Genomic DNA, 11826 nt, shown 5'->3' with positions numbered 1-11826 from the left:
GCCCCTCGGCCCCGGCGCGACCGCGCGCGAGCGGGGCGTCGCCGCCGCGCGCGCGGCCGCCGCGCAGTCCCGCAGCCGTGTGCAGGAGCCCGACGAGCCGTCGCCCGACGACCCGACCATCGGCCAGTCGAACCTCGTGGGCGTCCAGCTCGTGGCGCAGGTGCTCGGCGGCCGCGTGATCGACGAGCAGACCGACATCTGACGCGGCACCCGTCGACGGCCCGCGGCGCCCTCGCCGCCGTGGCTCCGGTGAGTGCGCGCTCGTCCGCCTGGGTGAACCTGCGACGCCCTGTCGCAGGACTGCGACACCCCTGCGACGTCCCGACGATCGCCGCATGGGCGCTTCGCCCTACGTTGTGTGCCATGTCCGACGTCACGGCCCGGCCCGTCCGCCGCACCGCCACCGCCCTCGCCGTCCTGCTCACCGGCACGCTGCTCACCGCCTGCGGCGCGTCCGTCGAGGACGCCGCCCCGGCCAGCCCCGCCCCGACGCGTCCCGAGCGCACGACGCCGTCGCCGACGCCCACGGGCCCCGCGGTCTCGACCGTGCACGGCTACGGGCCCGGCGAGATCCCGCCCGTGCCGATGTTCCTGCTGCCGGACCTCAGCATGCTCGACGCGTCGCTCGCGGGCTTCGCGATCCAGGTCGACGACGCGGTCGGCGACCTGCCGGGCGTGCGCGTCGAGACGCAGCGCTGCGAGGCCGAGGGCACGGACGTGGGCGAGCTGCTCGCGTACGGCGACGGGTCGGGCACGTTCACCGGCCCCGACGGGTCGGTCGTCAACTACGGCGACGGCTCGGGCTCGTACTCCCTCAACGGCGTCGCGGTCACGGTGTACGGCGACGGCTCGGGCACGTACACCGACGGCGCGACCTCGGTCGTGAGCTACGGCGACGGGTCCGGCAGCTACGCCGACGGCACGACGGCGGTGACGCTGTACGGCGACGGGTCGGGCACGTGGTCCCGCGGCGACCGCTCCATCACCAACTACGGCGACGGGTCGGGCACGGCGTCGGACGGCGACGTGTCGATCACGAACTACGGCGACGGCTCGGGCCTGTACGCGTCGGCCGACCTGACGATCAACAACTACGGCGACGGCACGGGCCTGGTGAACGGCACGCCGGTCGAGGTGGAGCCGCTGCCGCCGGTGCCGCCGCTGGGGAGCTTCCCGTCGATGGGCGTCATCGCGCCGGTGCCGTCGTGCGGCACGCGCCTCGTCCTGGACTCGTCGGTGCTGTTCGACTTCGACAGCGCGCAGGTGCGCCCCGACGCGGCGGCCACGCTCGACGCGGTCGCGGCCGTGCTCGCCGACGTCCCGGCGGCGCGGGTCGAGGGCCACACCGACTCGGTCTCCGACGACGCGTACAACCAGACCCTGTCCGAGAAGCGCGCCACGGCCGTCGTCGCCGCGCTCGCGCAGCGCGGCATGGGCGGCGACCTCGAGGCCGTCGGGTTCGGCGAGTCCCGCCCCGTCGCGCCCAACGAGCTCGACGGCCAGGACAACCCGGCGGGTCGCCAGCTCAACCGGCGCGTCGAGATCGTGGTGCCGTCGTGACGCGGCGTCCGCGCACGGTGGTCGGCGCCCGCGCCGTCGTCGCCCCGGTCGTGGTCGCGGCGGCGGTCGCCGTGCTCGCCGGCGCGTGCTCGGTCCGGGTCGTCGACGCCGACGCGACGCCGGCGCCGACGGACGAGCTCGCGGTCCACGCCGAGACCGGTGCGGACGACGGCGGGGTGCAGCCGGTCCCGGCGCCCACGCGGTCGGGCGACCGCCGGGGCCTCGGCGGCACCCCGGCGGCCACGGCCGGCGCCCAGCGCGGCTCGGGTCTGCCGCCGCTGCTCGAGCGTGCCGGGCTCCAGGAGTCCGTCACGCAGACCGCGACGTGCGGCGGCGGCGACCTCACCGTCGTCGAGGTCGGTGCGACCGTCGAGGTCACGGACGACTGCGCGACGCTGTCGGTGCAGAGCGCCGACACGCGCGTCGTCGCGGGTCGCGTCGAGCACCTCGTCGTCGAGGCCGCGGGCGTGTGGGCCGTCGTCGCGGACGTCGGCACCGTCACGGTCGACGGCGCGGGCGTCCGCGTCGCGTGGGAGGACGGCACACCCCGCGTCGAGGCGTCCGGCGCCGACGTCGGCTACGGCCCCGTGGGCGTCGTCCGCCTCGACGTCGACGGCTGACGGCTCCGCACCCGTCGTCCCGGACGCCCACCCCACGCACCCGCCCCGACAGGAGGACCCCGATGAGCACCCCGACCCCGCCGCCGTACGGCACCCCGCCCGGCCCCGGCACGCCCCCGCCCTACGGCACGCCGCCCGCCGCCGCGCCCTACGGCGCTTCCCCCTCCGGTGCGGGCCCGTACGGTCAGCCGTACGTCACGCGCCGCATCAACCCCTTCGCCATCGCGGCGTTCGTCACGGGCCTGCTGGGCTTCGCGCTCATCCCCGTGGTGCTCGGCCACATGGGGCTCGCGCAGATCCGGCGCACCGGTGACGGCGGTGGCTGGATGGCCGTCATCGGCCTCGTGCTCGGGTACGGCATGTGCCTCGTGTACGCGGCGATGGTGCTGCTCGTCGGCGGCAGCCTGTGGTGGGGGACGCGCTAGTGGACGACGCGCCCCACGTGCTGCTCGTCGACGACGAGCGCGCGATCCTCGACGGCCTCGCGCCGTTCCTCGAGCGGTCGGGGCTGCGCGTCAGCACGGCGGGCGACGGGCAGCAGGCGCTCGACGTCCACGCGGCCACGCCCGCGGACATCCTGGTGTGCGACGTCCTCATGCCGCGGCTCGACGGCCGCAGCCTGGTGCGGCGGCTGCGCGCGGGCGGCGACTGGACGCCCGTCGTGCTGCTGACGCAGGTGGGGGAGTCCTACGAGCGCTCGGCGGCCCTCGAGGAGGGCGCTGACGACTACCTCAACAAGCCGTTCGACCCGCAGGAGCTGCTCGCGCGCGTGCGGGCCGTGCTGCGCCGCGCGGTGCCCGGGCAGCCGCCGCTCGCGACGGCCGAGGTGCTGGTCAGCGGGGACCTGCGCATCGACCGCGCGGCACGGCGCGTGACGCTCGCGGGCGCTCCCGTCGCGTTGACGCCCAAGGCGTCGCTGCTGCTCGACTACCTCGTGACGCACCCGGGTGAGCTGCTCACGCGCGAGCGGCTGCTGTCGGCGCTGTGGGGGTTCGAGTCGATGGTGACGACGCGTGCGGTCGACCACCGGGTCGCGGAGATCCGGCGCGTGCTCGGGGACGACGCGGGTGCGCCGCGGTTCGTCGAGACCGTCCCGCAGGCGGGGTACCGGTTCTGCGGCACGGTGACGCGCGGGGTGCGCGCGTGAGCGTGCCGCGCGGCCTGCGGCCGTGGTTCGTCGTGGCCGGTGCGGTCGCGCTGCTGGGCCTGGTGGCGGGCGGTGCGCTCGCGCTCAGCGGGCGCGCGTGGGTGCTGGTCGTGACGACGCGGCTGCCGCTCGCGCTCGCCGTCGGCGGGGTGGTCGTCGCGGGTGCGGTCGTGGCCGTGGGGGCCGCGCGCGGTCGGCGGGTGCGCGTGCGCGCCGCGGCGGTCGCGGACGCCGAGGCCGCGGCTCGCGCGGACGAGCGCGCACGGCACCGGCGGTTCCTGCAGCGGCTCGACCACGAGCTGAAGAACCCGGTGACGGCCATCCGTGCCGCCGTCGCCGGCCTGGGCCCGGCGGCCGCGTCGGACGACGGCGCGGCGCGCGCGCACGCGACGCTCGACGCGCAGGCGGGCCGGCTCGCGCACCTGGTCGCCGACCTCCGCAAGCTCGCCGAGCTCGAGACGCAGCCGATCGAGCAGGAGGACGTCGACGTCGCGCAGGTCGTGCGCGACGCCGTGGACGACGTGCTCGCGCAGGCGCAGGCGGCGGGCCGCCCACGCCCCGCGGTGACGGTGTCGCTGCCGACCGTGCCGTGGCCGCTGCCGCACGTCCGCGGCGACGTCGACCTGCTGTACCTGGCGGTCTACAACCTGCTGGGCAACGCCGTGAAGTTCTCGCCGCCGGGCACGCCGGTGGAGGTCCGCGGGTCGGACGAGGGCGGGACCGTCGTCGTCGAGGTCGCGGACTCCGGCCCGGGCGTGCCGGACGACGAGGTGGGCGTCGTGTTCGACGAGCTCGCGCGCGGCCGTGACGCGCGCGGCACGCCGGGTTCGGGGCTGGGCCTCGCGCTCGTGCGCGTCATCGCCGAGCGGCACGGCGGCCGCGCGACGCTCCGCTCACGCGTCGGCCACGGCACGGTCGTCCGTCTGCACCTGCCCGCCGACCGCCCCTGACGCCGGCTGGTGCGTCTGCTGGTGGTCGCGGATCTGGCTGGTGCACCCCTGGTGGTCTCCGACCCGCCGTCAACTGGTCAGGGATCCCCGCAGGTGCGCTTGAGCTGGTCGCTTCTGTGACCAGTTCGCGCCGTCGAGCGGATGCGGTTCTCGCCTCGGACGTCGGACTCACCCGGCGACCTGGCCGGTCGGCCCGGTCGCGCGGCCGGTGGGGCCCTGTGGGGGTGTGACCGCGGCGGTGGCAACTGGTCACGTCTTCCGATCGGAGGTCGGCAGACGGTCACTCGTGTGACCAGTGCGCGCGGCTGGGGCAGAAGAGTGCGGCGGGTCGGGTCGGGAGGGGTGGCGGGCGGCCCGCGGCGGGGGAACTACGCTGGCGGGGTGTACGAGGGCGCGATCCAGGACCTGGTCGACGAGCTCGGGCGGCTGCCCGGGGTCGGCCCCAAGAGCGCCCAGCGCATCGCGTTCCACATCCTGGCGGCCGACCCGGCCGACGTGCGTCGGCTCGCGGACGCGCTGACCGAGGTCAAGGCGCGCGTGCAGTTCTGCGAGATCTGCGGCAACGTCGCGCAGGAGCCGCAGTGCCGCATCTGCCGCGACCCGCGCCGGCTGCCCACCACGATCTGCGTGGTCGAGGAGGCCAAGGACGTCGTCGCGATCGAGCGCACGCGGGAGTTCCGCGGCAGGTACCACGTGCTCGGCGGCGCCATCAACCCGATCGCGGGCGTCGGCCCGGACGACCTTCGTATCGCCCAGCTGATGACCCGCCTGGCCGACGGCACGGTCACCGAGGTCATCCTCGCCACCGACCCGAACGTCGAGGGCGAGGCAACCGCGACCTACCTGGCGCGGCTGCTCGTGCCGATGGGTCTCACGGTCAGCCGGCTCGCGTCCGGCCTGCCCGTGGGCGGCGACCTGGAGTACGCGGACGAGGTGACGCTCGGCCGCGCGTTCGAGGGCCGTCGCCGGCTCAGCGCGTGACGTCGACGACGACGGAGGGGACACCATGACGACCGACGAGCGACCCGTGGCGGACGCGGACCTGCGCGAGATCGGGGAGGCCGTCGCCGGCGAGTCCCGCGGGTTCCTCACCACCGTGACGGAGGTCGCGGCGGGCTCGGCGCCCGAGGCGTCGCTGCCGCTGCTGCTGCTCGCGCTGTCCGACCTGCTCGCGGCGGGTGCGCGGCTGGGTGCGACGACCGACGTCGTCCCGACGTCGCGGTTCGAGCCCGACGTCGGGCCCGACGCGGACCTCGAGCCGCTGCGCACCAGCCTCGCGAACCTGCTCGAGGGCATCGACGAGTACGTCGAGGTCGTCGACCCGCTGCTCGGCCCGGAGGTCGAGGAGTCGACGATCTCGGGCGACCTCGTGGCGATCGTCGGGGCGCTCACGCAGGGTCTCGCGCACCACGAGCGCGGCCACGTGCTCGAGGCCCTGTGGTGGTGGCAGTTCAGCTACCTGTCCGACTGGGGCGAGCGCGCGGCGTCGACGCTGCGCGCGATCCAGACGATCCTGGCCCACGTGCGGCTCGACGTCGCGGACGACGTCGCGGCCGAGGCGGAGTACGACGCGCTGCAGCCCTGACCCGGGCGCGTCGGCCGGCCGGGCGCGACCCGACCGGCGTGACCCCGCCGGGCCCGACGCCGTCAGGCCACGCGCGTGCCGCGCGGCAGCGTGCGCTGCGGGATGCGCAGCCGCCGCACCGCCGTGACGAAGCCGAGCCCGCCCAGCAGCAGGTTCGCGGCCAGTCCGTAGGGCCAGACCGGGCCGGCGTGGTCGCGTGGCAGGGGTGCGCCGTCGCCACCCCAGTCGCCGCACTCGTCGCGCACGTCGGGCTCGCCCAGGCGCAGGTCGCGCACGCCCTGCGTGCTGCTGCGCACCTCGTCGACGACCGACCCGGAACCGACGGACGTGCCGGGCAGCGCGCCGTCGGCGACGATCACGAACGGGTTGATCGCGAGCAGCCACCACGTGCCCTCGGTGTGCGCGACGGTCCGCTGGGCGGTGAACACCTCGCACGTGGGTGCGGGCGGCGTGGACGACGCGAGGTCCTCGTCGTCGAGCGACGCCCAGTACTCGTCGGGCACGCCGTAGACCTGGACCTCCTGCGTGCTCGACAGGAACGGGAACGTGAGCCCGAAGAACACGGGCGAGAACACCGTGAGGGCGGCCACGGTGACGAACGTCAGCACGGTCGACCCGGCGGGGCGCGCGGCGCGCGCCGACCAGCCCAGGCCGATGCCGCACACGGCCGCGAGCAGCAGCGCCGTCAGCAGCAGCACGCGCGGCAGCGTCCAGACGGGCACGCCGCCCATGAGCAGCGCGATCACGTAGAACGGCAGGCTCACGACGAGGAACGCGCACGCCGACGCCCACGCGGCGAGCAGCTTGCCGAGCGCGATCTCGACCGGGGACAGCAGCGTGACCTGCAGCGTCGCGAGCGTGCCCGCGCCGCGGTCGCCGTTGACGGCCGTCGACGTGAGCGTCGGCGTGACCAGCAGGCCGAGCCCGAGCACGAGCACGGTGACGACCGCGCCGAGCACGACCCCACGGCTCTGCGTGTCGCGGGAGCCCTCGTCGACGAACAGCAGCACGCCGCCCGCGAGCAGCGTGATCGCGGCGACGACCGCGAACCACACGAGGAGCGCGACCTTCCACCGCGAGGACCGCACGCGCTGGCGCAGCTCGAGCGCGGCGACGGTCCGCACGCCGTGCCACGTGAGCGTCCAGGTGCCCACGGCGGGCGGGGCGGCGGGCGGGGTCGCGGCCGCGGGGGCCGGGGTCTGCACGGTCATCGCCGCTCCTCCTCCAGGGCCAGGTACGCCTGCTCGAGCGCGCTGCCGGCGGGCGCCGACGACACGACGGGCACGCCCGCGGTCACCGCGTCCCGCAGCAGCGCCGCGGCGGCGGTCTCGCCCGCGACGTCGACGAGCACGCCGCCCGTGACGGTGCCGCCGGGTGCCGCGCCGAGCGCGCGCTCGTCGGGCCGCCATGGCACGTCCGCCGACTCGAGCCACGTCGTGAGCGCGCCCAGGTCCAGCGCGCGCACGTGCCACGTGCGCAGGCCGGTCGCGGCGTCGCCGCCGGGGCGTCCCACGACCGTGCGGCCGCGCGACAGGAACACGGCGTCGTCGGCCATCTCGTCGAGCTCGGACAGCACGTGCGACGACACGAGCACCGTGCGGCCCTCGTCGGCGAGCCGGCGCAGCAGCAGGCGCAGGTCGACGCGCGAGCGCGGGTCGAGGCCGCTGGCGGGCTCGTCGAGCAGCAGCACCTGCGGGTCGTGCACGAGCGCGCGCGCCAGCCCGAGGCGCTGCTTCTGCCCGCGCGAGAGCACCGCGGCGGGCTGGTCGGCGTACTCGTCGAGGTGCACGGTCGCGAGCAGCTCGTCGACGCGCGCGCCGGCGACGGCCCGGTCGACGCGGTACGCCGCGGCGAACGTCGTCAGCACCTCGCGCGCCGTGAGGGAGTCCCACGTGCCGAACGCGTCGGGCATCCACCCCGTGCGGGCGCGGGCCGCGGCGCTCTGCGTCACGGGGTCGTGGCCCGCGACCCGCACGTGCCCGGCGTCCGGGACGAGCAGGCCGGCGAGGACCAGCAGGAGGGTGGTCTTGCCCGAGCCGTTGGGCCCGACCAGCGCGGTCACGGCACCGGCACGGGCGACCAGGTCGACGCCGTCGAGGGCCTTGACGGCACCGAACGCGCGGCGCAGGCCGCTGACCTCGATGCCGACCGACGGCGCGGGGGTGGGAGGCGTCTCACCAGGCATGACGTCACGCTAGGACGCCCCGGGTGGCGCGCGCGTCCACCCCGGGGCGGACGGGTGCAGGGCGCGGGTCCGTCGATGGTGGTGCCGCGGACGGGCGTTGAGCAGACCGGTTCGGTCGGGTTATCGTGCCCGGGTCCGGTGGCGTCCGTGCCGTCGGCGGGGTGAGGAGGACGCTGTGCGCGGTCCCGTCCTCGTGCTCGCCGTCCTGGCGCTCGCGTCCGTGATCGGCCTGGTGTGGCGGGCTCGCAACGGTCGGTTCCGCGCGTCGGGTGGGTCGGGGTCCGCGGCCGACGACGCCCGGGACGCGCGCCTGGGCGCCGAGGACCTGGGCGTCACGCCGGGGGAGCGCGCGACGTTCGTGCAGCTCTCCAGCGAGGTGTGCGCCGCGTGCCGCAGCACGCACCGCGTGCTCAGCGCCGTGGCGGCGACCGAGCCGGGCGTCGTCCACGTCGAGCTCGACGCGGCGCAGCGGCTCGACCTCGTCGAGCGGTTCGGCGTCCTGCGGACGCCGACGACCCTCGTCCTGGGGCCGGACGGCGCCGTCGTCGGGCGCATGTCCGGTGCGACCGACCGCGCGCAGGCGCTCGCCGCGCTCGCGTCCTGTCCGCGGCCCCGCCGGGACGCCGCTGCCCGCTGACGTCGCCCGGACGTCGGCCGCGGCCCCGCCGGGGCCCTGCCGCACACCGTCCCGCGACGCACCAGGAGCACCGATGACCTCGTCCCGTCCCACGCCGTCCGTCCCCACCGCTCCCGCTCCCGCGCCCGGTGGGATCGACCCGCGAGGTCCGCGCGTGGGGGCCGCCCTCACCGCCGTGCTGCTGGTCGTCGTCCTGCTGCTGGGCGGCGGCCTGCCCGCGACCCTGCTGCTCGCGGTCGTCGCCGCGGGCTTCGCGACCGGCGCCGCGCGCGGCGTCGGCGGCACGTGGCAGGCGTGGGTGTTCGCGCACGTCGTGCGCCCTCGGCTGGTGCCGCCGACGGAGCTGGAGGACCCGCGCCCGCCGCGGTTCGCGCAGCTCGTCGGCCTGGTCATCACGGGCCTCGGGGTGCTGCTCGCGCTGCTCGGGGTGGCCGCGGCCGTGCCGGTGGCCGCCGCGCTGGCGCTGGTGGCCGCGTTCCTCAACGCGGCGTTCGGGCTGTGCCTCGGCTGCGAGCTCTACCTGCTCGGTGCGCGCCTGCGCGCGCGCACCTGAGTCGTCCGCTCGGGCCTGCGGGGGCGCGCGGTCGCACATCGTCCGGCATGCGAAACCGTGCCCGTCCGCATCCTGGGCCCGGCCTACACTCGCGGGGTCCTGCCCGTCTCCCGGAAGCGTCCAGACCCGTGGCCCTCATCGTGCAGAAGTTCGGCGGCTCGTCCGTCGCCGACGCCGCCAGCATCAAGCGCGTCGCGAAGCGGGTCGTGGAGACGAAGAAGGCCGGGCACGACGTCGTCGTCGTCGTCTCGGCCATGGGCGACACCACCGACGAGCTCATCGACCTCGCGCAGGAGGTCACGCCGCTGCCGCCGGTGCGGGAGATGGACATCCTGCTGACCGCGGGCGAGCGCATCTCGATGTCGCTGCTCGCGATGGCGATCAACACGCTCGGCGTCGAGGCCAAGTCCTTCACCGGCCAGCAGGCCGGCGTCATCACCGACGAGGTCTACGGCAAGGCGCGCATCATCGACGTGTCGCCCAGCCGCATCAAGGACACGATCGCGCGCGGCGAGGTCGCGATCGTCGCGGGCTTCCAGGGCGTCAACCCGTCGACCAACGACGTGACGACGCTGGGCCGCGGCGGCTCGGACACCACGGCGGTCGCGCTCGCGGCGTCGCTCAAGGCCGACGTCTGCGAGATCTTCACCGACGTCGACGGCGTGTTCACCGCCGACCCCCGCATCGTCCCGACCGCGCGCAAGATCGGCCGCATCGGGTACGACGCGATGCTCGAGATGGCCGCCAGCGGCGCCAAGGTGCTCGGTCTGCGCTGCGTGGAGTACGCCCGCCGCTACGAGGTGCCCGTCCACGTGCGGTCCTCGTTCTCGACGCACACCGGCACGCTCGTCACCGACCAGGAGGACCCCAGCATGGAGCAGCCGATCATCTCGGGCGTCGCGCACGACCGCAGCGAGGCCAAGATCACGGTCGTCGGCGTCCCGGACGTGCCCGGCAAGGCCGCGCGGCTCTTCGAGATCGTCGCCGAGGCCGGCGTCAACATCGACATGATCGTGCAGAACGTGTCCGCGGCCGCGACGGGCCTGACGGACATCTCGTTCACGCTGCCCGCCACGGACGGCGCCACGGCCACGGCCGCCCTGACGGCCGACCAGCCGTCGATCGGCTTCGAGTCGCTGCAGTACGACGACACGATCGGCAAGCTCTCGCTCGTCGGCGCGGGCATGCGCTCGCACCCGGGCGTGTCCGCCAAGCTGTTCGCCGCGCTGTCGGAGGCGAACGTCAACATCGAGATGATCTCGACGTCGGAGATCCGCATCTCCGTCGTCACGCGCGCCGACCAGCTGGACGACGCCGTGCGCGCCGTCCACACGGCGTTCGACCTGGACGACACCGAGACCGAGGCCGTCGTGTACGGCGGGACGGGGCGCTGACGTGGCCGAGGGACTGAGGATCGCCGTCGTCGGGGCGACGGGCCAGGTCGGCGCGGTCATGCGCCGCCTGCTGGACGAGCGCGACTTCCCGGTCGCGTCGGTGCGCTACTTCGCCTCCGCGCGCTCGGCGGGCACGACGCTGCCGTGGCGCGGTGACGACGTCGTCGTCGAGGACGTCGCGACCGCCGACCTCACGGGCATCGACCTCGCGCTGTTCTCCGCCGGTGGCGGCACATCGAAGGAGCACGCGCCGCGGTTCGCCGCGGCCGGCGCGATCGTCGTCGACAACTCCTCGGCGTGGCGCCGCGACCCGCGCGTGCCGCTCGTGGTGTCCGAGGTGAACCCCGACGCGCTCGACGAGATCGAGATCGGGATCGTCGCGAACCCCAACTGCACGACCATGGCCGCGATGCCCGTGCTCAAGGTGCTGCACGAGGAGGCCGGCCTGCGCCGGCTGATCGTGTCGACGTACCAGGCCGTGTCCGGCTCGGGCCTCGCGGGCGCGCAGGAGCTCGACTCGCAGGTGCGTGCCGCGGTCGAGCAGGACACGCTCGCGCTCGTGCACGACGGCGGCGCCGTCGCGTTCCCCTCCCCGGAGAAGTACGTCGCGCCGATCGCGTTCGACGTCATCCCGCTCGCGGGGTCGATCGTCGACGACGGCCTGCACGAGACCGACGAGGAGCAGAAGCTCCGCCACGAGTCGCGCAAGATCCTCGACGTCCCCGACCTGCTGGTCTCGGGCACGTGCGTGCGCGTGCCGGTCTTCACGGGGCACTCGCTGAGCGTCAACGCCGAGTTCGAGCGCGAGATCACGGTTGAGCGCGCGACCGAGCTGCTGTCGACGGCCCCGGGCGTGCAGCTCGCGGACGTCCCGACGCCGCTCGTCGCGGCCGGTCAGGACCCGTCGTTCGTCGGCCGCATCCGTCAGGACGAGGGCGCGCCCGAGGGCCGCGGCCTCGCGCTGTTCATCAGCAACGACAACCTGCGCAAGGGCGCCGCGCTCAACGCGGTCCAGATCGCCGAGGTCCTCGCGGAGCGCCGCTTCGGGATCACGCGCGCCTGACGCCGCGACACCCCTGGCGTGAGAGGGCGATCCAGCACCACGACCGGTGCCGGATCGCCCTCTCGTGCGTGCGCCACCGCGCGGCGCCCCGCCCGGACAGCCGTGAGAGTGCGATCCAGCCCCGCCCTTCGG

General features: G+C 75.5%; 14 protein-coding genes. 12 read left to right on the top strand and 2 right to left on the bottom strand.

From position 1 onward, the window contains the following. From CS2_RS19150 to CS2_RS15905, 8 genes are all read left to right on the top strand, one after another. The coding region (locus tag CS2_RS19150; RefSeq protein WP_070320723.1) for a hypothetical protein at positions 1-202 on the top strand (202 nt) is incomplete at its 5' end. Between the two features lie 161 nt (positions 203-363). Further along, the gene (locus CS2_RS15935; RefSeq protein WP_070320722.1) at positions 364-1560 is read left to right on the top strand and encodes an OmpA family protein; all 1197 of its coding nucleotides are present in this window, start codon (positions 364-366) and stop codon (positions 1558-1560) included. After that, positions 1557-2180, top strand: coding sequence for a hypothetical protein (locus tag CS2_RS15930; protein WP_070320721.1), 624 nt, complete (start codon positions 1557-1559; stop codon positions 2178-2180). Before CS2_RS15935 ends, CS2_RS15930 begins: the two co-directional genes overlap by 4 nt. A gap of 62 nt (positions 2181-2242) precedes the next feature. Beyond that, entirely contained in the window at positions 2243-2605 is a 363-nt protein-coding gene (locus tag CS2_RS15925) for a DUF4190 domain-containing protein (RefSeq protein WP_070320720.1), read from the top strand. Beyond that, a complete protein-coding gene (locus CS2_RS15920) occupies positions 2605-3327 on the top strand; it encodes a response regulator transcription factor (protein WP_082740295.1) in 723 nt (240 codons plus the stop codon). The genes CS2_RS15925 and CS2_RS15920 overlap by 1 nt, the downstream gene beginning before the upstream one ends. Beyond that, on the top strand, positions 3324-4277 hold the full coding sequence (locus CS2_RS19445) for a sensor histidine kinase (protein ID WP_070320718.1): 954 nt from the start codon (positions 3324-3326) through the stop codon (positions 4275-4277). The genes CS2_RS15920 and CS2_RS19445 overlap by 4 nt, the downstream gene beginning before the upstream one ends. A gap of 381 nt (positions 4278-4658) precedes the next feature. Further along, complete coding sequence (gene recR, locus CS2_RS15910) at positions 4659-5258, top strand: recombination mediator RecR (protein ID WP_046529335.1); 600 nt, start codon at positions 4659-4661, stop codon at positions 5256-5258. A 25-nt stretch (positions 5259-5283) separates the two neighbouring features. Continuing rightward, positions 5284-5862, top strand: a complete 579-nt coding sequence (locus tag CS2_RS15905; RefSeq protein ID WP_070320717.1) for a DUF5063 domain-containing protein — start codon at positions 5284-5286, stop codon at positions 5860-5862. Positions 5863-5924: 62 nt separating this feature from the next. Here CS2_RS15905 and CS2_RS15900 read toward each other — a convergent pair whose 3' ends face one another. After that, the gene (locus tag CS2_RS15900; protein WP_070320716.1) at positions 5925-7073 is read right to left on the bottom strand and encodes an ABC transporter permease; all 1149 of its coding nucleotides are present in this window, start codon (positions 7071-7073) and stop codon (positions 5925-5927) included. Continuing rightward, positions 7070-8047 carry an ABC transporter ATP-binding protein gene (locus CS2_RS15895; protein WP_070320715.1) on the bottom strand — a complete coding sequence of 326 codons (978 nt, stop codon included), beginning with the start codon at positions 8045-8047 and terminating at the stop codon, positions 7070-7072. The genes CS2_RS15900 and CS2_RS15895 overlap by 4 nt, the downstream gene beginning before the upstream one ends. Before the next feature lie 175 nt (positions 8048-8222). Between CS2_RS15895 and CS2_RS15890 the strand changes: the two genes are divergently transcribed. The 4 genes from CS2_RS15890 to CS2_RS15875 all read left to right on the top strand — a co-directional run bounded on the left by CS2_RS15890 (position 8223) and on the right by CS2_RS15875 (position 11694). Then, positions 8223-8684 (top strand): thioredoxin family protein, encoded by a 462-nt coding sequence (locus tag CS2_RS15890; RefSeq protein ID WP_070320714.1) that lies wholly within the window; start codon positions 8223-8225, stop codon positions 8682-8684. A gap of 73 nt (positions 8685-8757) precedes the next feature. After that, positions 8758-9237, top strand: coding sequence for a DUF4395 domain-containing protein (locus CS2_RS15885; RefSeq protein ID WP_046529330.1), 480 nt, complete (start codon positions 8758-8760; stop codon positions 9235-9237). A 128-nt stretch (positions 9238-9365) separates the two neighbouring features. After that, positions 9366-10631 carry an aspartate kinase gene (locus tag CS2_RS15880; RefSeq protein WP_046529329.1) on the top strand — a complete coding sequence of 422 codons (1266 nt, stop codon included), beginning with the start codon at positions 9366-9368 and terminating at the stop codon, positions 10629-10631. A 1-nt stretch (position 10632) separates the two neighbouring features. Continuing rightward, entirely contained in the window at positions 10633-11694 is a 1062-nt protein-coding gene (locus CS2_RS15875) for an aspartate-semialdehyde dehydrogenase (RefSeq protein ID WP_070320713.1), read from the top strand. Positions 11695-11826 lie beyond the last annotated feature (132 nt).

It is taken from the genome of Cellulomonas iranensis NBRC 101100 = JCM 18110 (genome assembly GCF_001552375.1).
GTDB classification, from domain to species: Bacteria; Actinomycetota; Actinomycetes; order Actinomycetales; family Cellulomonadaceae; genus Cellulomonas; species Cellulomonas iranensis.
Note: the sequence above shows the minus strand (reverse complement) of the source record. Positions and strands in the feature narration are given on the sequence as shown.

What these genes read in the sequence shown, in the direction of transcription:
- CS2_RS15935 (WP_070320722.1), top strand. Translation starts at nt 364, where the DNA reads ATGTCCGACGTCACGGCCCGGCCCGTCCGCCGCACCGCCACCGCCCTC.
- CS2_RS15925 (WP_070320720.1), top strand. Translation starts at nt 2,243, where the DNA reads ATGAGCACCCCGACCCCGCCGCCGTACGGCACCCCGCCCGGCCCCGGC.
- CS2_RS15905 (WP_070320717.1), top strand. Translation starts at nt 5,284, where the DNA reads ATGACGACCGACGAGCGACCCGTGGCGGACGCGGACCTGCGCGAGATC.
- CS2_RS15900 (WP_070320716.1), bottom strand. Translation starts at nt 7,073, where the DNA reads ATGACCGTGCAGACCCCGGCCCCCGCGGCCGCGACCCCGCCCGCCGCC.
- CS2_RS15895 (WP_070320715.1), bottom strand. Translation starts at nt 8,047, where the DNA reads ATGCCTGGTGAGACGCCTCCCACCCCCGCGCCGTCGGTCGGCATCGAG.
- CS2_RS15885 (WP_046529330.1), top strand. Translation starts at nt 8,758, where the DNA reads ATGACCTCGTCCCGTCCCACGCCGTCCGTCCCCACCGCTCCCGCTCCC.